The organism is Aneurinibacillus sp. Ricciae_BoGa-3, from assembly GCF_028421645.1.
In the GTDB taxonomy this organism is placed as follows: Bacteria; Bacillota; Bacilli; order Aneurinibacillales; family Aneurinibacillaceae; genus Aneurinibacillus_B.
The window spans coordinates 1-22,050 of the sequence record NZ_CP116887.1 but is presented as its reverse complement, the minus strand read 5'-3'; the positions used below and the strand labels follow the sequence as shown (position 1 = coordinate 22,050).

The window sequence follows — 22,050 nt, the reverse complement described above, 5'->3', positions numbered from 1 at the left end:
AGATAAGACGATTGTGCCAGCACCAACGAATGGTGCAAGCCAAAGCTTTCTCCTACGCCTTCTTCTCAATTTTCGCGACGCCACCCATATACGGGCGCAGTGCTTCTGGAATCACTACGCTTCCATCGGCTTGCTGGTAATTCTCAAGGATAGCTGCCATGGTGCGTCCGATTGCCAGGCCTGAGCCATTTAATGTGTGTACAAATTCTGGCTTGGCTTTCGGATCGCGGCGGAAACGGATGCCGGCGCGGCGGGCCTGGAAGTCTTCGAAATTACTGCATGATGAAATTTCCCGGTAGGTGTTATAGCTTGGAATCCATACTTCGATGTCATACTTCTTGGCGGCGGTAAAACCAAGATCCCCTGCACACATATTCAGTACTTGATAAGGAAGGTTCAACAGTTGGAGCACTTTCTCTGCATTACCTACCAGACTTTCGAGCTCATCATACGAGGTTTCTGGTTTAACGAATTTAACGAGTTCTACCTTATTGAATTGATGTTGGCGGATAAGTCCGCGTGTGTCCCGGCCTGCAGAACCCGCTTCTGATCGGAAGCAGGCACTGAACGCTGCATAGCGAATCGGCAATTTATCTCCGGAAAGGATCTCATCCCGGTGATAGTTGGTAACCGGCACTTCCGCTGTCGGAATTAAGAAGTAATCCGTGTCAGCGACTTTAAAGGCATCCTCCTCAAACTTGGGCAGCTGGCCGGTACCTGTCATGCTCTCCCGATTCACGATATAAGGCGGAAGAATTTCTTCATATCCATGCTGCATGGTATGCAAATCCAGCATATAGTTAATGAGCGCCCGCTCCATTTTCGCACCGAGCCCTTTGTAAAACACAAAGCGGCTGCCCGTTACTTTAGCGGCTGCTTCAAAGTCCAGAATGCCAAGTTCGGTTGCAATTTCCCAATGCGGTTTCGGTTCAAAATCAAACTTGGTGGGCTCTCCCCACTGGCGAATCGGCACATTGTCATCTTCTGTCAATCCTGCCGGCACACTCTCATGAGGCACGTTTGGAATCGACAGCATAATTTGCGAAATCTCTTCTTCCAGAACGCGGATTTCTTCGTCAAAATCTTTAATTTTAGTGGAGACTTCCTTCATTTCTGCAATTAAATCAGCTGCATCTTTCTTCTCTTTTTTCAGTACAGCGATTTGCTCAGATACAGTGTTGCGCTTATTTTTCAGCTGTTCACTCTCTGTTAAGAGCGCGCGGCGTTTTGTATCAAATTCAGCGAATTTATCGATTTCGTTTAGTTTCTCACCGCGGTTTTGCAATGCTTTCTTCACGGATTCAAAATCGTTGCGCAGTCGTTTTACATCTAACATAACTGGAATTCCTCCCACTTCATATTCTCAAGTAAAGTAAGATACTTATCTTTTTTAAACATAAAAAAAATCCCCTCCCCAATCAGGGACGAGATTACCCGTGCTGCCACCCTACTTCAGCATACGTATGTATGCCCTCAAGCCCAAATAACGGATGGGATCCGTCCCGGCTTATCGCCGTCAGCTCAGAGATGGATTCTGCAGCACGCCCGATCGGTTCTCACCATCCACCGACTCTCTGGACGAACGTTAACTGCCTACTGGTTCTCGTCAAAGCCTTTACTATCTGTCAAACGTTTGCTATTTCCTACTTTACTATAGATACAACGAATATGCAAAAAATAAAAGAGGTACTTTTCAAAATCGAAGTACCCCTTTATTTGTATAATTATTTAATAGAAACGCCACGATACTGCTCAACCATACTTAAGAAATATTTGTGCATGCGGGCGTCTTCTGTTAGCTCAGGATGGAAGGAAGCGCAGAGCAGATGATCCTGGCGGGCCGCTACAATCTCATCCTTATAGCGGGAGATCACTTCTACCTTATCGCCAACATTTAAAATGAGCGGTGCACGAATGAATACCGCGCGAAAATCGTCCGCTACACCTTCCATCACCAAATCCGTCTCAAAGCTTTCACGCTGGCGGCCAAACGCATTGCGCTCAACTTTAATATCCATAAGCCCAAGATGTACCCAATCCTGGCCGGCAATTTCCCTCGCCAGAATAATGAGGCCCGCACACGTTCCGAAAATTGGCTTCTTCTGAGCGGAAAATTCAAGAAGAGCGGTATCAAAACCGTATTCTTTCATCAGTTTACCGATAGCTGTACTTTCCCCGCCTGGGAGTACCAATCCATCGATATCAACCAGCTGAGAAACCTTCTTAACCGGAATCGCTTCTGCACCAGCCTTTTCAAGCATGCGGATATGTTCAGCTACAGCACCCTGTAAAGCTAAAACTCCAACTTTCATGGCTATTACCAGCCGCGAACAGCCATGCGTTCATTCTCAAGCAGGGATGCAACATCTATGCCTTTCATAGCTGTACCGAGATTTTTGGAAAGCTCGCTGATTAGTTTGTAATCTTCATAATGAGTGGTGGCCTGAACAATCGCACGGGCGAATTTCTCAGGATTGTCCGATTTGAAAATACCAGAACCTACAAAAACTCCATCCGAACCCAGATGCATCATAAGCGCCGCATCAGCAGGAGTAGCTACTCCGCCAGCTGCAAAATTAACAACCGGAAGTTTGCCATTCTCATGCACATATTTAAGCAGTTCAATCGGTGCACCGATGTTTTTTGCTTCAGCCATTAACTCATCCTCAGACATGCTGGCAACTTTGCGAATTTGGCTCTGCATCATGCGCTGATGACGGACAGCTTCTACGATATTACCCGTTCCCGGTTCGCCTTTTGTACGGATCATGGAAGCTCCTTCACCAATACGGCGAAGCGCCTCTCCAAGATCACGTGCACCACATACAAATGGCACAGTAAAATCAGCTTTGTTTATATGGAACACTTCATCAGCAGGTGTAAGCACTTCTGATTCGTCGATGTAATCAACACCCATTGCTTCCAGTACTTTTGCTTCTACAAAATGTCCGATACGGGCTTTAGCCATAACCGGAACAGACACAGCCGCCATCACTTCTTCTATGATTGTCGGATCCGCCATACGGGCAACGCCGCCAGCTGCACGAATATCAGCAGGAACACGTTCAAGTGCCATAACAGCTACCGCACCGGCAGCCTCGGCAATCTTTGCTTGCTCAGCGTTGATTACGTCCATAATAACGCCGCCTTTTTGCATTTCAGCCATGCCGCGTTTAACGCGTGTAGTACCTTGATCTGCCATTTTTAAATCCCCCTACCGCCTTATAATTCTGAAAAACTAAAAATCAATACATCAATTTTACATAAAATGACGGAAAAAGACAACAAACAAGGTTCTTTATTCGCCGTTTATGTAAAATCTTTCGTCTTATTTGGAGAACAAATGCCCAATCATATGGCCAAGACTTCCAAACAGGCTTCCGATGCCATGGAAGAGCGAACGGAAAGCAAGCCGAATCCAGCTTCCTTTGTCGACATCGTTTTGCGCAACAAGTGTGCCTCCTGCCTTTTGCTGATCCGCTGGCGTCAGGAAATCTTCCGCTTGGCCATTAGGGCCGACAACCATTACGGAACCAATGGCCTGTCCTTTTTTAACTGGAGCTTGCAGTGTCTGCAGGCTGCCCTTCAGCTGGTATTTATTCTCTTCGCCAATTTGTATAGGATAGAGCACATTTTGGCTCGTTACTGCCGGTACTGTTGTATCTTTACCGCTCTGAACAGGAGCATTCTCGCTTCCTTTTATAGAGGTCCCTTTGTTCGCGAGGGGCTGCATCTTGTAATTGCTAAACCCATAATCGAACAGCTTCTTTGTTTCGCCAAAGCGGGACAGCATTGAGTCAGCACCCATGACAACAGCAATTAGGCGAACACCATTGCGCTGTGCTGTTCCTGTAAAACAAAACTTTGCCTCATCAGTATGCCCTGTTTTAAGTCCGTCAACTCCCGGATAAGCCTGCACAAGTCCTGGAAGCATCCAGTTCCAGTTATCCATGCGGAATGGGCGTGCACCGGTGCGGAACATTTTTTTCGGAATCGAAGTTGTTTTTAAAACATCCGGATAAGTGGTAATAAGTTTTTTAGCGAGTATTGCAGCGTCCCGGGCAGACATCATATTGTCGCCATTAGGAGCAGGCGGGGCGAATTTGCCAAGCTCTTTTACAGGAAATCCACTTGCCGTCGCAAAGTGTGTCTGTGTCATGCCAAATTCCTTGGCCTTTTTATTCATTTCTTTCACAAAGTTTTCTTCTGTGCCAGCAATTGTTTCAGCAATTAAAACCGTTGCATCGTTGGCTGAATAGATTGCCATTCCTTCGTACAATTCCCGCAGCGTATGTTTTTCTCCGGAAGCAAGAAGTACAGCTGAAGAGGATCCCCCAGCCTTAGCTATGTATGCGGCATAATCATCTGCCGTAATGACCTGATCCCAGCTTACTTTATGATTTTGGATAGCCTGCCACAGCAAATACTCGGTCATCATTTTGGTCATACTTGCCGGTGGAAAAGCTTGGTTTTCATTGTACTTATAAAGTATTTTCCCTGTCGAGGCCTCGACCAAAATCGCAGATTTCACCTTAAGATTCAGCGCAGGTGCCGCAGCCTCTGCTTTTCCCGATTGAATGGACATCAATGGAATTGTCATGAGCAGGCAGGCCATAAAAACGGCTAACATTTTCTTCAATTTTGTTAAGGGTATGGACAACTCCCGCACCTCCATGCTTATTTTACACCAATAATGATTCTACCATAAACACATGAAAAAGACAGGGAGTTTCTTCCCTGTCTTTTTCATGTGTTTATGTCAAATTTTTGCATGATCACCATTAAGAAAGCGAATAATTTGGCGCTTCCTTCGTAATCTGAATGTCATGAGGATGGCTCTCTTTCAGGCCGGCATTGGTAATGCGGATAAATTGAGTCTTGGTTTGAAGATCATCAATCGTTGGAGTACCGCAGTATCCCATACCTGCCCGGAGTCCGCCTATAAGTTGATACACAGTATCGACTAAAGGCCCTTTATAAGGAACACGTCCTTCAATTCCTTCGGGTACCAATTTCTTCTCGCTCTCGTTTTCCTGGAAGTAACGATCTTTACTGCCTTCCTTCATGGCGCCAAGTGATCCCATGCCCCGGTATACTTTGAAACGGCGACCCTGGTAAATTTCTGATTCCCCTGGGCTTTCCTCACACCCGGCAAACAGGCTGCCAATCATCACAGCTGTTGCTCCGGCTGCAATAGCCTTTGGAATATCACCAGAATACTTGATGCCTCCATCCGCAATAACCGGTACATTGTACTGGCGGGCAACGGACGCACAGTCGTATATGGCAGTAATTTGTGGTACGCCGATACCTGCCACAACACGGGTTGTACAAATAGAGCCCGGTCCAATTCCCACTTTAATGATGCTGGCACCGGCTTCAATAAGATCCTTTGTTGCTTCTCCTGTTGCCACATTCCCTGCCACAATGGTAAGGGTTGGGTATTTTAAACGAATTTGCTTTACCGTATCAAGCACACCCTGCGAGTGTCCATGTGCTGTATCAATAACAAGCACATCCACGCCAGCATTTACAAGTGCTTCTGCCCGCTGAAATGTATCCTTCGAAACACCTACCGCTGCCCCGCAAAGTAAACGACCGTGTTTATCCTTCGCCGCATTCGGAAACTGAATGGCTTTTTCAATGTCTTTGATTGTGATAAGCCCTTTGAGCTCATTATGATCATCCACTAGCGGAAGCTTTTCGATTTTATGGCGCTCTAGAATAAGCTCGGCTTCCTGAAGCGTCGTCCCTACTGGGGCTGTCACAAGGTGATCTTTCGTCATCACCTGTTCAATAGCCACAGCGTAATCATGGACAAATCGCATATCGCGGTTCGTGATGATCCCAACTAACTGATTGTTTTCATCCACAATTGGAACCCCGGAGATTCGGAACTTAGCCATTAATTTCTCCGCTTCAGAAACAGGCTGGTTCGGGTGCAAGGAGAACGGATTTGTTATAACGCCTGATTCTGAACGTTTTACCCGGTCAACTTCCTCTGCCTGCTGCTCAATCGTCATGTTCTTGTGGATAATACCGACTCCACCTTGCCGGGCCATGGCAATTGCCAGGGCAGATTCGGTAACAGTATCCATTCCTGCACTCATTAGCGGGATATTCAGCTTCACATCGTGGCTTAAGCGAACTGAAACATTTACATCGCGTGGCAATACTTCTGATTTTCCCGGAACTAACAATACGTCGTCAAATGTTAAGCCTTCTTTATTGAACTTATTTTCCCACACAAGTATTACCATCCTTTATATGATAATTAGACCAAACGCCATTCGTCTATATGATGTTAACGAACAGTTTAACAAAACCACTATTTTACTGTCAAGAATTACTGAAAATAGTTCGGGAATTTACGTATAGAATACATAATAATTAGAATAATAACACCCAAATATATCTATTTACGAAAATTATGCGAAAGGAGGGAGGGGATGCTGGACTCTGTTCATACTATAAGATGTGAAAATCCTTTGGAAAAAATGTGGGACAGTTTTCTTTTTTTTGAGAGTGAATCTACAACTAAATCCTTCCTTGGATCTGTCTATGAACGTTCTCATCCGGAAAAAGCTGCTGTACATGCGTTTCAGAATACATCCAAATTCATTTATTACATTAAGCAGGCCCGCCAATACTACCGTTCAGCTCAAACAAGTGACATTCTTGTCAGGCCGCTTCTTTTGTATTACGGCATGGTCAGCTTAATTAAGGCATTTCTTGTTACCCGTGATCCGGACTATCCTTCATCCTCTAAAGTACTCCAGCATGGCCTTACAAATCGAAAAATAAAAAAAAGCTTCTATTCCTTTGCAGAGGAAGAAGTCAAGGTTCAAAAGGATGGTCTGCTGCCGCACCTATGCAAATTTATCAATCAAACACCACTGGGCGACAAATACAAAGTCCAAGACTTGTTAGCAATCATTCCTGAGCTTCAGACTGCTTATCGCCAACTTTATAAAACGCCTACTTTGGTGGAAGTTATCGTAACTCCTGAGTCTGGCACTTCTAAAGGCTGTACTCCCTTTTATCTGCCTGAAAGTGTGCTGGATTCCCTTCACCTTACATTAAATGGCTTTATTCACTATATAAACCGTTGGAATAAGGGTATGGGTTCTTTTAAAACCACAGGAACAGAGATTTATAGCCGGCTTGTTAAGTGTGAATGGCACCATCCCAATGGGATAGACCCCTCGCTTAATGGACAAGGCTTTGAAAACCCGCTATTTATTGCAGACTTTAAAGGCAATTTTTACTTCCGGTTAAACAACGAAATTCAAATAGATGAAATCATCAACCATTACATGGTCATGTATGTTCTGGGAATGATGTGCCGGTATGAAACCGAGCGGTGGGGAGAAATCATTTTTTCTTTTGCGTCTGAGGACATGTATATGATTCACGAATTTTTATCTGCTTCGGCCCGGAAATTTCCCAACATGATTTATGATTTGTTGTTAAACCAGCGGCATATTTTCCTGGTAAATTAAGAACAAACCGTAAATTAGCAAAAAGCCCCTGCTTTTTAGCAGAGGCCTCTATCTCAAACGGTTTGTACCTTGAAAACTGAACTGGAAGTAACTATGCGTTAGGAATTCCTTAAAATTTGGGTTAAGCCCTCGACCGATTAGTATTCGTCAGCTCCATGCGTTGCCACACTTCTACCCCGAACCTATCTACCTCATCATCTATAAGGGGTCTTACCAGCTTATGCTGTGGGAAATCTCATCTTGAGGGGGGCTTCACGCTTAGATGCTTTCAGCGCTTATCCCGGCCGCACATAGCTACCCAGCGATGCTCCTGGCGGAACAACTGGTGCACCAGCGGTGCGTCCATCCCGGTCCTCTCGTACTAAGGACAGCTCCTCTCAAATTTCCTGCGCCCACGACAGATAGGGACCGAACTGTCTCACGACGTTCTGAACCCAGCTCGCGTACCGCTTTAATGGGCGAACAGCCCAACCCTTGGGACCTACTTCAGCCCCAGGATGCGATGAGCCGACATCGAGGTGCCAAACCTCCCCGTCGATGTGGACTCTTGGGGGAGATAAGCCTGTTATCCCCAGGGTAGCTTTTATCCGTTGAGCGATGGCCCTTCCATGCGGAACCACCGGATCACTAAGCCCGACTTTCGTCCCTGCTCGACTTGTAGGTCTCGCAGTCAAGCTCCCTTGTGCCTTTACACTCTGCGAATGATTTCCAACCATTCTGAGGGAACCTTTGGGCGCCTCCGTTACACTTTAGGAGGCGACCGCCCCAGTCAAACTGCCCACCTGACACGGTCCTCCATCCCGATAAGGGATGCGAGTGAGAAGGCCGGCATAATCAGGGTGGTATCCCAAGGATGCCTCCACCGAACCTGGCGGTCCGGGTTCAAAGGCTCCCACCTATCCTGTACAAATCATACCAGCATTCAATATCAAGCTGCAGTAAAGCTCCATGGGGTCTTTCCGTCTTGTCGCGGGTAACCTGCATCTTCACAGGTAGTATGATTTCACCGAGTCTCTTGCCGAGACAGTGCCCAAGTCGTTACGCCTTTCGTGCGGGTCGGAACTTACCCGACAAGGAATTTCGCTACCTTAGGACCGTTATAGTTACGGCCGCCGTTTACTGGGGCTTCGGTTCACAGCTTCGCGCTTGCGCGCTAACCGCTCCCCTTAACCTTCCAGCACCGGGCAGGCGTCAGCCCCTATACTTCGCCTTGCGGCTTCGCAGAGACCTGTGTTTTTGCTAAACAGTCGCTTGGGCCTTTTCACTGCGGCCCCCTCACGCTTATCACGCTAGCGGGGCACCCCTTCTCCCGAAGTTACGGGGTCATTTTGCCGAGTTCCTTAGCAAGAGTTTTCTCGCGCGCCTTAGGATTCTCTCCTCGCCTACCTGTGTCGGTTTGCGGTACGGGTACCTTACTTCTCGCTAGAAGCTTTTCTTGGCAGTGTGAGATCAGGAACTTCGGTACTTAAATTTCCCTCGCCATCACAACCCGGCGTTACAGTGTACGGATTTGCCTATACACACGCCTCATTGCTTGGACAGACATAACCAGCAGTCTGCTTGCCTTACCCTCCTGCGTCCCTCCATCGCTCAAATGAAGTAGAGGTAGTACAGGAATTTCCACCTGTTGTCCATCGCCTACGCCTTTCGGCCTCGGCTTAGGTCCCGACTAACCCTGAGAGGACGAGCCTTCCTCAGGAACCCTTAGGCTTTCGGCGGAAGGGATTCTCACCCTTCTTTTCGCTACTTACACCGGCATTCTCACTTCCTGCCGCTCCACCCGTCCTTCCGGTCGAGCTTCACCGCTGCAGGAACGCTCCCCTACCCCTGACACCTACGGTGTCAAGCCACAGCTTCGGTACTTCACTTAGCCCCGTTACATTTTCCGCGCAGAGTCACTCGACCAGTGAGCTATTACGCACTCTTTAAATGGTGGCTGCTTCTAAGCCAACATCCTGGTTGTCTGGGCAACTCCACATCGTTTCCCACTTAGTGAAGATTTAGGGACCTTAGCTGGTGGTCTGGGCTGTTTCCCTTTTGACTACGGATCTTAGCACTCGCAGTCTGACTCCCGGATATCTGTAGCCGGCATTCGGAGTTTGACTGAATTTGGTACCCCGCGAGGGGCCCGCATCCAATCAGTGCTCTACCTCCGGTACAGTAAATCCGAGGCTAGCCCTAAAGCTATTTCGGGGAGAACCAGCTATCTCCGAGTTCGATTGGAATTTCTCCGCTACCCACACCTCATCCCCGCACTTTTCAACGTGCGTGGGTTCGGGCCTCCAGTGCGTGTTACCGCACCTTCACCCTGGACATGGGTAGATCACACGGTTTCGGGTCTACGGCTGCGTACTCACTCGCCCTGTTCAGACTCGCTTTCGCTGCGGCTCCGGCTTCTCACCTTAACCTCGCACGCAACCGTAACTCGCCGGTTCATTCTACAAAAGGCACGCCGTCACACAGTTAATGTGCTCCGACTAGTTGTAGGCACACGGTTTCAGGTTCTCTTTCACTCCCCTCCCGGGGTGCTTTTCACCTTTCCCTCACGGTACTGGTTCACTATCGGTCGCCAGGTAGTATTTAGCCTTGGGAGATGGTCCTCCCAGCTTCCCACGAGGTTTCACGTGTCTCGCGGTACTCAGGGTACGTCTCGGAGAGACGGCCATTTCGATTACAGGGTTATTACCTTCTGTGACGGGCCTTTCCAGGCCACTTCATCTATGACCGTCTTTTATAACTCCATGTGAGACGCCCTACAACCCCGGAAGGCGAACCTTCCGGTTTGGGCTTCTCCGCGTTCGCTCGCCGCTACTTACGGAATCACTATTGTTTTCTGTTCCTCAGGGTACTTAGATGTTTCAGTTCCCCTGGTCTGCCTCTACCCGCCCTATGGATTCAGGCAGGAGTACGATCCCATTACGAATCGTGGGTTTCCCCATTCGGACATCTCCGGATTAACGCTTGCTTACAGCTCCCCGGAGCATTTCGCAGTTCGCCACGTCCTTCTTCGGCTCCTGGCGCCTAGGCATCCACCGTGTGCCCTTCATAGCTTAACCTCTATCGCCTTGCCTTAAGCTTCGAATCTCTTCGTCTGCTTGTCACTGCGCTGCTCACGTATTAAAATACGCTCCGCTGCTCGTTCCCACGCATCCTCGATCTTCTCGCTTCTGACAACGCTCTAATATGGTATCACCTAAAAGTTATTACAATTGGATTTTCCTATTGCGCATTGTTTCTTCCATGATTCAGTTTTCAAAGTGCAATGTGACAGCAACCGTTAGGTTGCCGGCCTGGCAATGTCCTACTCTCCCAGGGCGTTGCCGCCCAAGTACCATCGGCGCTGAAGGACTTAACTTCTGTGTTCGGGATGGGAACAGGTGTGACCCCTTCGCCATAATTGCCAGACACTCAGGATGAGTGTCGTTCTACGTTGCTCACAGGACGTGAGCGGTTTTAGTAGAACTTCCATTTAACAGACACGCATAACATTATATAATCTGCAACGCGTTATGTCAACATAATTCTTAAAAAAAAGGGGTAAATCACAATAAAAAAAACCTTGAAGCTCAAGGGTTTTTTAAATAGATATGGTGGAGCCAATCGGGATCGAACCGACGACCTCTACACTGCCAGTGTAGCGCTCTCCCAGCTGAGCTATGGCCCCAAGTTCCTGGAAAACTGAACAGTGAAAGTGCCAGTGTGCCGATTCTCCATAGAAAGGAGGTGATCCATCCGCACCTTCCGGTACGGATACCTTGTTACGACTTCACCCCAATCATCTGCCCCACCTTCGGCGGCTGGCTCCTTACGGTTACCTCACCGACTTCGGGTGTTGCAAACTCTCGTGGTGTGACGGGCGGTGTGTACAAGACCCGGGAACGTATTCACCGCGGCATGCTGATCCGCGATTACTAGCGATTCCGGCTTCATGCAGGCGAGTTGCAGCCTGCAATCCGAACTGAGAATGGTTTTTAGGGATTGGCATACTCTCGCGAGTTAGCAGCCCGTTGTACCATCCATTGTAGCACGTGTGTAGCCCAGGACATAAGGGGCATGATGATTTGACGTCATCCCCACCTTCCTCCGTCTTGTCGACGGCAGTCTCCCTAGAGTGCCCAACTGAATGCTGGCAACTAAGGACAAGGGTTGCGCTCGTTGCGGGACTTAACCCAACATCTCACGACACGAGCTGACGACAACCATGCACCACCTGTCACCGCTGTCCCGAAGGAAGCCTCTGTCTCCAGAGGGGTCAGCGGGATGTCAAGCCCTGGTAAGGTTCTTCGCGTTGCTTCGAATTAAACCACATGCTCCACCGCTTGTGCGGGTCCCCGTCAATTCCTTTGAGTTTCAGCCTTGCGGCCGTACTCCCCAGGCGGAGTGCTTATTGCGTTAGCTGCGGCACTGAGGATTGGAGTCCCCAACACCTAGCACTCATCGTTTACGGCGTGGACTACCAGGGTATCTAATCCTGTTTGCTCCCCACGCTTTCGCGCCTCAGCGTCAGTTACAGACCAGAGAGTCGCCTTCGCCACTGGTGTTCCTCCACATCTCTACGCATTTCACCGCTACACGTGGAATTCCACTCTCCTCTTCTGCACTCAAGCCTCCCAGTTTCAGGTGGCCCTCCACGGTTGAGCCGTGGGCTTTCACACCTGACTTAAGAAACCGCCTGCGCGCGCTTTACGCCCAATAATTCCGGACAACGCTTGCCCCCTACGTATTACCGCGGCTGCTGGCACGTAGTTAGCCGGGGCTTTCTCGTCAGGTACCGTCAGACCGGGAGGTCTTCCCGGCGGTTCTTCCCTGACAACAGAGCTTTACGATCCGAAAACCTTCATCGCTCACGCGGCGTTGCTCCGTCAGACTTTCGTCCATTGCGGAAGATTCCCTACTGCTGCCTCCCGTAGGAGTCTGGGCCGTGTCTCAGTCCCAGTGTGGCCGATCACCCTCTCAGGTCGGCTACGCATCGTCGCCTTGGTAGGCCACTACCCCACCAACTAGCTAATGCGCCGCGGGCCCATCTGTAAGTGTCCGAAAACTTTCCATCCAGAACCATGCGGTTCTGAATCCTATCCGGTATTAGCTTCGGTTTCCCGAAGTTATCCCAGGCTTACAGGCAGGTTGCCCACGTGTTACTCACCCGTCCGCCGCTAACTTTAAAAAGCAAGCTTCTCAAAGTCCGCTCGACTTGCATGTATTAGGCACGCCGCCAGCGTTCGTCCTGAGCCAGGATCAAACTCTCCAAAAAGGTTCGATGCTGTTCGCTCATACGAGCTGGTCTTACTTAATAAATCCAGAATTGAATTCTGGGTCAATCGCACATTTGGCATTTCACTGTTCAGTTTTCAAGGAACTTCATCGTGCAATTGTTCGTTGACGACTAATAAAATATATCATATTCGTAAATAACGTGTCAACCTTTTGTTTTAAATTTTTCTCATGAGTGTCAGCCCCCTGAAACACTCCCTGACTTTAAGCCAATCAGACTTTCTTTCATACAACAGTCCATTTACTCATATACAAAAAAAAATAAGCAGATTTCTCCGCTTACTTTACTTTATTCATCGTCTTCATTTGTCTCTTCTGTCTCAATTTCGTCGGTTTCTTCATCCATTTCAGGATCCTGGGTTTCTTCTTCCAAATGTCCTTCCTCTTTATAAGCAGGCTGCATAACTATTTCGTCCTCCGACTCTTCGGAAACATCAATCTTCGCTACTGTTGCTACCTCTTCATTGGTTCCAAGCCGGATTAGTTTAACCCCTTGTGTATTGCGTCCCATGGAAGAGATGTCGCGTATGCCCAAGCGGATAATAATGCCGGATGAAGTAATTAGCATTAAATCGTTCAATTCGTTTACAACCTTAAGCCCAACAACACCACCGTTGCGTTCGGTTAGATGCATTGTTTTAATACCTTTCCCGCCTCTTGTTTGAATGCGATAGGAAGAGATCGGCGTCCGTTTTCCATAGCCGCTTGACGTAACGATTAACACGTCATCTTTTTCATCCGCTATATCCATATCAATGACCCTGTCGTCACCTGATAATTGAATGCCTTTTACCCCTGTAGCCGTGCGTCCCATTGCGCGTACATCCTGTTCAGGAAAACGAATAGACATACCCTTGTGGGTGCCCATAATGATATCCGACGTGCCATCAGTCAGGCGTACACCTATTAACTCATCATCTTCCCGAAGATTAATCGCAAACAGGCCACCTCGTCGGATATTGTTAAAGGAAGTCAAATCAGAACGTTTTACAATCCCCTGTTTCGTCGCAAAGAAAAGGAAGTGGTTATCCGTAAATTCTTTTATCGGAATGACCGTTTGAATATATTCGTTCTGTTCAATTTGAAGCAGATTAATAATTGGCGTTCCCTTTGCAGTTCTGCTCAAATCAGGAATTTCATACGCCTTTAAGCGATATACTTTCCCTTTATTAGTAAAGAAAAGAAGATAATTATGGGAATTGGTTGAAATAAGATGCTGAACGAAGTCATCTTCCACAGTTCCCATGCCTTGAATTCCCCGTCCGCCGCGTTTTTGAGCGCGATAGGTATCAACTGGCAGGCGTTTAATGTAACCTTTATGTGTCAGTGTGATAACAACCTCTTCTTGTGGAATCAGATCTTCATCTTCAATATTTTCCATATCAATGGAGATATCTGTTCGGCGCTCATCAGAAAATTTACTGCGGATTTCCTCCAGCTCTTCCTTGATAATCGTAAGAACCTTGCCTTCATCTTCCAGAATAGCCCGCAGTTCAGTGATCAATTCTTTTAATTCATTGTATTCACCTGTCAGGCGCTCAATGGATAGGCCTGTTAAAGTCTGAAGACGCATATCCAGTATCGCGTTTGCCTGATCTTCTGAAAATCCAAGTGGCACTTCGCGTCCGCGCAAAGGATATGTTTCAGCCATTAAATATCCGCGTGCCTGCTCTCTATCATTCGCTGAGCGAATAGGCCCTTCCCGATCAACTAAGTCATCGACAATATCAATGGCTTTTAGCAGGCCCTCAACAATATGAATGCGCGCCTCCGCTTTACGCAAATCAAATTCCGTTCTCCGGCGGATAACTTCCTTCTGATGTTCAAGATAATAATACAGCATATGCTTGAGATCCAGGACATGAGGCTGACCGTTTACCAAGGCAAGCATATTGATACCAAAGCTAGTCTGCATAGCGGTATGCTTGTAGAGATTATTAAGCACCACCTGTGGATTTACATCACGACGAAGCTCAATTACGATCCGCATGCCAGTCCTGTCAGACTCATCGCGCAGATCGGTGATACCATCCATCTTCTTATCCCGAACAAGCTCTGCAATTTTTTCAATCATGCGCGCTTTGTTCACTTGGTAAGGAATTTCAGTCACAATAATTCGGTGTTTACCCTTGTATTCCTCAATTTCTGATTTCGCCCGGATAATAACGGACCCGCGTCCTGTTTCATACGCCCGGCGAATTCCTGAGCTCCCCATAATGGTGGCTCCGGTCGGAAAGTCAGGTCCAGTAATGTGCTGCATCAAATCGCGGTTTGTGCATTCAGGATTTTCAATTAAGGTAAACACGCCATCAATGACTTCACCAAGATTGTGCGGCGGAATATTTGTCGCCATTCCCACGGCAATTCCTGCTGAACCGTTTACAAGCAGATGGGGGAAACGCGCTGGAAGAACGAGAGGCTCCCGTTCATTTTCGTCATAGTTCGGCCCAAAATCCACAGTGTCTTTGCCGATGTCCCGCAGAAGCTCCAGGGTGATTTTGGACATACGGGCTTCCGTATAACGCATGGCAGCTGCAGAATCTCCATCCACTGATCCAAAGTTCCCGTGTCCGTCCACCAATTGGTAGCGATAAGAGAAATCCTGTGCCATTCTAACCATTGTCTCGTATACCGCTGAATCTCCGTGGGGATGATATTTACCAATAACGTCCCCAACAATACGGGCAGATTTCTTGTGAGGCTTATCAGGTGTAACGCCCATTTCATTCATCGCATGCAGAATACGCCGATGAACAGGCTTTAAGCCATCCCGCACATCTGGAAGTGCACGAGAGACAATAACGCTCATCGCATAATCAAGAAAGGAGTTGCGCATTTCTTGATTTATGTTTATATCAATGACATTCGATCGTTGTTCGGCCATTGAGTGTACCTCCGTCTTTCATTTCTGCTTCTATCAAGCTAAAAATAGTAAGGATAGCAATACGATTTATTATACCATTTATCCCCCGATACACACAAAAATAAGCCCTCCCTTTAGCAGGAAGGCTTATTTTTTATATATCTAAATTACGAACATTTTTTGCGTGTTCTTGTATAAAGTCGCGCCTTGGCTCAACTTTATCACCCATTAATGTTTCAAACAGTTCGTCGGCTGCCATAGCGTCCTCAAGGGCTACCCTCAGAAGTGTCCGGCTCTCCGGGTCCATGGTGGTTTCCCACAGCTGTTCCGGATTCATTTCCCCAAGTCCTTTATACCGCTGAATGTTTGGTTCCGGTTTCGCATTCATTCCCTGACGGACCTCCGCAAGCTGACGATCATTATAGGCATATCGTATCACTTTACCCTGCTGAATCTTGTAAAGAGGCGGCTGGGCAATATACACGTACCCTGTCTCAATCAACGGGCGCATGTAACGATACAGAAAGGTCAGCAATAGCGTACGAATGTGGGCACCGTCCACATCGGCATCTGTCATGATGATCAGTTTATGGTAGCGGGCCTTTGAAATATCAAAATCTTCTCCGATGCCGGTACCCAGTGCTGTAATGATGGCTCGGATCTCCGCGTTCGAAAGAATTTTATCCAGGCGGGCTTTTTCGACATTGATAACCTTTCCACGCAGGGGAAGGATGGCCTGAAAATTCCGGTCGCGCCCTTGCTTAGCGGAACCGCCGGCGCTGTCTCCCTCAACCACATACAACTCACTGATGGAAGCATCTCTTGAAGAGCAATCTGCAAGTTTGCCCGGCAATGAACTGAATTCCAGTGCGTTTTTGCGGCGTGTAAGCTCTCTTGCCTTCCGGGCAGCTTCCCTCGCACGAGCGGCCATCATGGATTTCTCCATGACTTTCTTCGCCTCCTGGGGATGTTCATTCAAATAGCGGGTAAATCCTTCGCCAAACAAGGACTCTGTAATACTGCGGGCTTCGCTGTTGCCGAGCTTAGTCTTTGTTTGGCCTTCAAACTGAGGATCCGGTATTTTAACGCTGATAATAGCCGTTAACCCTTCACGGACATCATCGCCTGTTAGGTTGCCATCCTTTTCCTTTAGAAAATTATTCCGGCGTGCGTAGTCGTTGATTACGCGTGTGAGGGCGCTTTTAAAGCCTGATTCATGCGTACCACCCTCGTGGGTATGAATATTGTTGGCATACGAATAAATATTGCTTAAGAAAGAATCATTATACTGCAAGGCAATTTCCACAGTGAGGCCGTCTTTTTCCCCCTCAAGGTAAATGGGAGGCTCATGCAGCTTTTCTTTGTTCTTATTTAAATATTCTACGAAGGATTGGATACCGCCTTCATAGTGAAATTCCTCAACCTTGCCGGTCCGCTCATCATGCAGTGAAATCCGCACGCCACGGTTTAGGAAAGAAAGTTCCCGCAGGCGTTTTTGAAGAATCTCATATTCAAACACAGTGGTTTCCGTGAAAATCTCCGGATCCGGACTAAACGTGACTTTTGTACCGGTCGATTCAGCCGTTCCCACCACTTTTAGTTCATCTATCGGGCCGCCCTGTACAAAATTCTGCACATACCGCTGGCCGTTGCGTTTGACTTCAATAGAAAGCGAGCGGGAAAGGGCATTAACGACGGAAACGCCAACCCCGTGAAGGCCCCCGGACACCTTATAACCTTCACCGCCGAATTTCCCGCCGGCATGGAGTACGGTCAGAACGGTTTCAACTGTAGATTTACCTGTTTTCTCATGAACTTCGGTAGGAATGCCCCGCCCGTTATCCGTTACGGTCACACTATTATCTTCGTGAATGTAAACATGAATATCATCGCAGTAGCCGGCCAGTGCTTCATCAATGCTGTTATCGACAACTTCCCATACAAGATGGTGCAGCCCTCTGGCACTTGTGGATCCAATATACATACCAGGGCGTTTCCGAACGGCTTCAAGCCCTTCCAGCACCTGTATTTGACTGGCACCGTAGTTACTTTCTTGCTTCGTATCCATCTAGCTTCACCTGCTTTCCAAACTACTGACAAAATTAGCGCGTCTTTTTAACGTAAGCGAAGAAATGGGGGACATATACACGTTATCTTTTGTTATTACATAGGACTTGCACTCTTCGTTTCCGAAAGTCACCAGACGCCCCTCTGCATCAGCTGTCTCAATAAACTGACGGGTAATCTTGGATGACTTCGCATGGGAATCAAGAATTGTAATAACATCTGCGGAACGTACAACAATATCACCGCCTAAGTGGATAAACATCCCTTTCCTCCTTACGCCTCCTGCATGACCGTCCCGCCGCTTACCCGGTACAGGGCTGCCTGCTTGAGCGTTTGATGGTAAAGACCCTCTACTCCTGTGGTTGTCACAAAGGTCTGCACACGGTCTTTTATATTATTTAAAAGATGGGACTGCCGGTTTGCATCCAATTCCGACAATACATCATCCAGCAATAACAGGGGGTATTCACCAACTTCCTGGTGAATCAATTCAATCTCAGCAAGCTTTAAAGACAATGCCGTGGTACGTTGCTGTCCCTGCGATCCATACTGCTGGGCGCTCGTACCATTAATGTGAAAGTGCAAATCATCCCGATGCGGGCCGGCAAGGCTTATGCCCCGTGCAACTTCCCTGCTGCGCAGCCCGGTCAGATGCTCGTAAATAGCTGTTTCCGCTTCCTCATTCGACATCGAAACCTCATAGGGCAGGGAATTCTCATAGGAAATAGAGAGGCTTTCCCTCCCTTGCGTAATCTGGCCGTGAATTTCCCGCGCCCACTCTTCAACTCTGGCCATAAACTGAAATCTTTTTTGCAAAATCTTCGCAGACAGCTCAGCTAACTGTCTATTGTATATATCCAGCAAATCAGCCAGCTTAGGCTTTTGCTGCATTTCTTTAAGCGTCTGATTGCGCTGCTGTATCACTTTTTGATACTGGGATACATGATAAAGATAGGCCGGAGACACCTGACCAATTTCCATATCAAGAAAACGACGCCTGGCGTTCGGGCTTCCCTTTACAATGCCCAGATCCTCTGGAGCAAACATGACCACATTCATCGCACCGATATAATCGCTGAGTTTGCGCTGCTCCAGACTATTAATTTTCGCCTTTTTTCCTCGCGCAGTCAACTGAATTTGCAGGGAAAGGGGACCGTGCTTTTTTTCAACAAGGCATCCCAGGTTGGAGTAAGGCGCATCCCATCCGATCAATTCCTTATCTTTACTTGTCCGGTGTGACTTAGCCATCGCAAGCACATAGATGGATTCAAGTAAATTGGTTTTCCCCTGGGCATTCTGCCCGATAAAAAGGACGATTGGGTCGGTAAAGGAGAGCGAGGTGCTCTCAATGTTGCGGTAATGCTCCAGCTTTAGTGTTTTTAAAAACAAACCGTATCTCCTCTCCGGTTACTCGGCTGTCCGCACTACTACGAACGAGCCGAACCCCTCAACATCCACACTATCTCCATTATACAGTTTTTTGCCCCGCCTGTTTTCGTTTTCTCCGTTTACTTTTATCGGGACTTCTGCGAGAAAGGGTTTGGCCTGGCCGCCTGTATCGATGATACCTGCCAGTTTCAGAAATTGACCAAGCTGAATGTATTCGGTTGTTATTGCAACACTGCTTCTCTCCATGCTTTCCTCCTATTGATTGGTTCTAACAGGGAGGATGAGGTGAAGAATCCATTCATGATCCGTTGGCCGAATAATAAACGGGCTCATGGCGCCTGTAAAACCAATTTTAATATCGGGGCTGTCAGAAGCCCGAAGCGCATCCAGCATATATTTTGCGTTAAATGAAATCTTCACTTCTTCTCCTTCAGTGGAAGAGGGGCTCACTTCTTCTGTTACCTTACCGACTTCGGGTGTATTGGATGAGATTTCAACCGTTCCGTCTTGTTGGGTGAATAGGCGGACTACATTATTTTTTCCATCCTTTGCTAACAAGCTTGCCCGTTCAATGGCCCCAAGAAACTCTTTTGTCGATAAAACTATCTCAGTTTTAGTATTCTGGGGAATGATCCGCGCTGTATCAGGGTAAGTGCCATCTAAAATACGGGAATAAAATAGAATATTTCCTATTTTAACTAAGATCTGGTTATCTGTAATAACGATGTCTACAGGTTTATCGTCATCCGGTAAAATTCTGCTTAATTCGGTTAGGCTCTTCCCTGGAATGACGATGTTGTCAAAGGATAAACCTGCGGATGATTCAACAGAAGCTTTACGGGTGGTAAGGCGGTGGCTATCTGTCGCAATAAAGGTCAGCTGGCTATCTTCAAGCTTCCACATAACACCTGTTAAGATCGGTCTCGTTTCATTTGTAGCCACGGAAAAGACGGTTTGTCGAATCATGGTTTTTAGTAAATCAGCTGGCAGGCTTAACACCTGATCTTCTTCAATTTGGGGCAGCCGAGGATAATCTTCCGCGTTCATTCCATTCAAGTTAAATTCAGAACGGCCTGAAGCAACGGTAATAACAAAGCGTTCATTGGTCGAGATTTTTACCTGGTCTCCTGGAAGTTTTCTTACGATCTCGCCAAATACACGTGAAGGAAGAATAATGCTTCCAGTTTTAATGATCTCAATAAGCTGCTCGTCCCCAGACTCAGCCTGAACAAATTGCTCTATAGAGATATCCGAATCACTGCCTGTTAGTGTAATGCCATCTTCATGTGCCACAACTTTAATACCTGTTAAGACTGGAATTGTGGTTCTGGATGTTACGGCTTTGCTTACCGTGCTTATAGCATGAGTTAACAGGTCTCTTTGAATGATAAATTCCATATTGTCCCCCTTAGGTATAACTCTCGTATTTTTACATATACTTATATATTTTATTCTTTATTTTAAACCTAGTAATAGTAATAGGGAATGTGAATATGTGTATAAGTTTCAGGAGACAAAGAAATAAAGCCTATACACATGTGGATAAGTTTGTGTACAGGCTATTCGTTTATCATGAACTATTCACAAGTGGATAAGGGCTGTTTATTTACCTTTTTTAATAGAATCAATTAAATCCTGGATGGTTATTTGAAGCTGGCGATCATTTTGCAGCGCCTGTGTGATTTTCTCATGTGCGTGAATAACGGTTGTATGATCCCGGCCGCCGAACTCTTCCCCGATTTTAGGAAGAGAAAAGTCAGTTAGCTCCCTGGATAAATACATGGCGATCTGACGCGGAAAAGCAACGGACTTTGTTCGTTTTTTAGCCTTGAATTCTTCCATTTTTAAGCCGTATTTTTCACCAACCGCCTGCTGGATACCCGCAATAGTCACGACGCGCGGTTTATTGGATGGAATAATATCCTTCAATGCTTCTGCAGCCAGCTCACTGTCAATATCGCGATTGATTAAGGACGAATAGGCGACAACACGAATAAGCGCGCCCTCAAGTTCGCGAATGTTTGTATCGATCTGGTTCGCAATGTACACCATTACTTCATTTGGTATATCAAGATTATCGGCCTTAGCTTTCTTGCGGAGAATGGCAATTCGTGTCTCCAGATCCGGCGGTTGAATGTCCGTAATGAGTCCCCATTCAAAACGGGAGCGCAGGCGGTCTTCCAGCGTAGGAATTTCCTTCGGAGGCCGGTCGCTTGAGATAATGATTTGCTTGCTTTCTTCATGCAGCGCGTTGAATGTATGGAAGAATTCCTCCTGGGTTTGCTCTTTGCCGGCAAGAAATTGAATGTCGTCAATTAATAAAATATCGACGTTCCGGTATTTATTGCGAAAGCTAACCGTCTGATTATCACGAATGGAATTAATGAATTCATTGGTAAACTTCTCGGAGGAAAGATAGACAACCCTGGCGTTCGGGTTGTGTTCGAGAACATAATGGCCTATTCCATGCATCAGGTGCGTTTTCCCCAGCCCTACACCCCCATAAATAAAAAGAGGATTGTAAGCCTTTGCAGGCGCTTCCGCTACCGCGAGGGAAGCTGCATGTGCGAAACGGTTGCCTGTTCCAATGACAAATGTATCAAACGTGTATTTTGGATTAAGGACGGTCTTGGGAAAGTCATCACTGCCTCTTTTTTCTTTCCCTTTCTGTGCCATATCACGCTCTGTAACATCTTCCTCTGTTCCCATTGTCGGTATAACGAATTTAATGGTCATATGTTTACCGGTTACTTCATAAAGTGTTTCTGTAATGAGATCCGAATAGCGCGACTCGAGCCAATCGCGAGTGAATTCATTAGGTGCGGTGATGAGAAGGGTGTTGTCATCTAGCGCGGTAGCCTTAGTTGATTTCAGCCAGGTTTCAAAGCTGGGTTTGCTTAGTTTGGTTTGTATGTTCGCTAGCGCGGTGTCCCAAAGTTCTTTCACATTGGTGACCAT

The 22,050-nt window shown here is 47.2% G+C and carries 13 protein-coding genes, 1 tRNA gene, 3 rRNA genes and 1 other annotated feature; of the genes, 1 reads left to right on the top strand and 16 read right to left on the bottom strand.

All coding sequences use genetic code 11. The annotated features are described in order from the left end of the window. Positions 1–52 precede the first annotated feature (52 nt). From serS to guaB, 5 genes are all read right to left on the bottom strand, one after another. Complete coding sequence (gene serS / locus PP175_RS00085; protein WP_272440931.1) at positions 53–1,336, bottom strand: serine--tRNA ligase; 1,284 nt, start codon at positions 1,334–1,336, stop codon at positions 53–55. Between the two features lie 81 nt (positions 1,337–1,417). Continuing rightward, positions 1,418–1,619, bottom strand: a binding site (T-box leader). A gap of 105 nt (positions 1,620–1,724) precedes the next feature. Continuing rightward, entirely contained in the window at positions 1,725–2,312 is a 588-nt protein-coding gene (gene pdxT, locus PP175_RS00080) for a pyridoxal 5'-phosphate synthase glutaminase subunit PdxT (RefSeq protein WP_272440930.1), read from the bottom strand. 5 nt (positions 2,313–2,317) lie between these two features. Then, positions 2,318–3,202, bottom strand: a complete 885-nt coding sequence (gene pdxS / locus PP175_RS00075; RefSeq protein WP_272440929.1) for a pyridoxal 5'-phosphate synthase lyase subunit PdxS — start codon at positions 3,200–3,202, stop codon at positions 2,318–2,320. A 126-nt stretch (positions 3,203–3,328) separates the two neighbouring features. Continuing rightward, positions 3,329–4,660, bottom strand: a complete 1,332-nt coding sequence (locus PP175_RS00070) for a D-alanyl-D-alanine carboxypeptidase family protein (RefSeq protein ID WP_272440928.1) — start codon at positions 4,658–4,660, stop codon at positions 3,329–3,331. Between the two features lie 121 nt (positions 4,661–4,781). Continuing rightward, complete coding sequence (guaB, locus tag PP175_RS00065; protein WP_272440927.1) at positions 4,782–6,248, bottom strand: IMP dehydrogenase; 1,467 nt, start codon at positions 6,246–6,248, stop codon at positions 4,782–4,784. Positions 6,249–6,449: 201 nt separating this feature from the next. Between guaB and PP175_RS00060 the strand changes: the two genes are divergently transcribed. Further along, positions 6,450–7,502, top strand: coding sequence for a YaaC family protein (locus PP175_RS00060; RefSeq protein ID WP_272440926.1), 1,053 nt, complete (start codon positions 6,450–6,452; stop codon positions 7,500–7,502). Positions 7,503–7,619: 117 nt separating this feature from the next. On the opposite strand, the gene PP175_RS00055 is transcribed toward PP175_RS00060, so the two are convergent. From PP175_RS00055 to dnaA, 11 genes are all read right to left on the bottom strand, one after another. Next, positions 7,620–10,558: ribosomal RNA gene (locus tag PP175_RS00055) — 23S ribosomal RNA — on the bottom strand. A 232-nt stretch (positions 10,559–10,790) separates the two neighbouring features. Further along, positions 10,791–10,907 (bottom strand): 5S ribosomal RNA (gene rrf / locus PP175_RS00050). A 183-nt stretch (positions 10,908–11,090) separates the two neighbouring features. Further along, positions 11,091–11,166: transfer RNA gene (locus PP175_RS00045), tRNA-Ala, on the bottom strand. Positions 11,167–11,218: 52 nt separating this feature from the next. After that, positions 11,219–12,753: ribosomal RNA gene (locus PP175_RS00040) — 16S ribosomal RNA — on the bottom strand. The 16S, 23S and 5S rRNA genes sit together here with 1 tRNA gene alongside, the layout of an rRNA operon. Before the next feature lie 309 nt (positions 12,754–13,062). Beyond that, complete coding sequence (gyrA, locus tag PP175_RS00035; RefSeq protein ID WP_272440925.1) at positions 13,063–15,657, bottom strand: DNA gyrase subunit A; 2,595 nt, start codon at positions 15,655–15,657, stop codon at positions 13,063–13,065. A 133-nt stretch (positions 15,658–15,790) separates the two neighbouring features. Continuing rightward, complete coding sequence (gyrB, locus tag PP175_RS00030) at positions 15,791–17,704, bottom strand: DNA topoisomerase (ATP-hydrolyzing) subunit B (protein ID WP_272440924.1); 1,914 nt, start codon at positions 17,702–17,704, stop codon at positions 15,791–15,793. 6 nt (positions 17,705–17,710) lie between these two features. Beyond that, positions 17,711–17,965, bottom strand: coding sequence for an extracellular matrix regulator RemB (remB, locus tag PP175_RS00025; RefSeq protein ID WP_272440923.1), 255 nt, complete (start codon positions 17,963–17,965; stop codon positions 17,711–17,713). 11 nt (positions 17,966–17,976) lie between these two features. Next, positions 17,977–19,092: a DNA replication/repair protein RecF gene (gene recF, locus PP175_RS00020; RefSeq protein ID WP_272440922.1), complete on the bottom strand. Its 1,116-nt coding sequence runs from the start codon at positions 19,090–19,092 to the stop codon at positions 17,977–17,979. 18 nt (positions 19,093–19,110) lie between these two features. Continuing rightward, positions 19,111–19,338, bottom strand: a complete 228-nt coding sequence (gene yaaA / locus PP175_RS00015) for a S4 domain-containing protein YaaA (protein WP_272440921.1) — start codon at positions 19,336–19,338, stop codon at positions 19,111–19,113. A 9-nt stretch (positions 19,339–19,347) separates the two neighbouring features. Beyond that, positions 19,348–20,490 carry a DNA polymerase III subunit beta gene (gene dnaN / locus PP175_RS00010; RefSeq protein WP_272440920.1) on the bottom strand — a complete coding sequence of 381 codons (1,143 nt, stop codon included), beginning with the start codon at positions 20,488–20,490 and terminating at the stop codon, positions 19,348–19,350. 204 nt (positions 20,491–20,694) lie between these two features. Then, positions 20,695–22,050, bottom strand: a complete 1,356-nt coding sequence (gene dnaA / locus PP175_RS00005; RefSeq protein WP_272440919.1) for a chromosomal replication initiator protein DnaA — start codon at positions 22,048–22,050, stop codon at positions 20,695–20,697.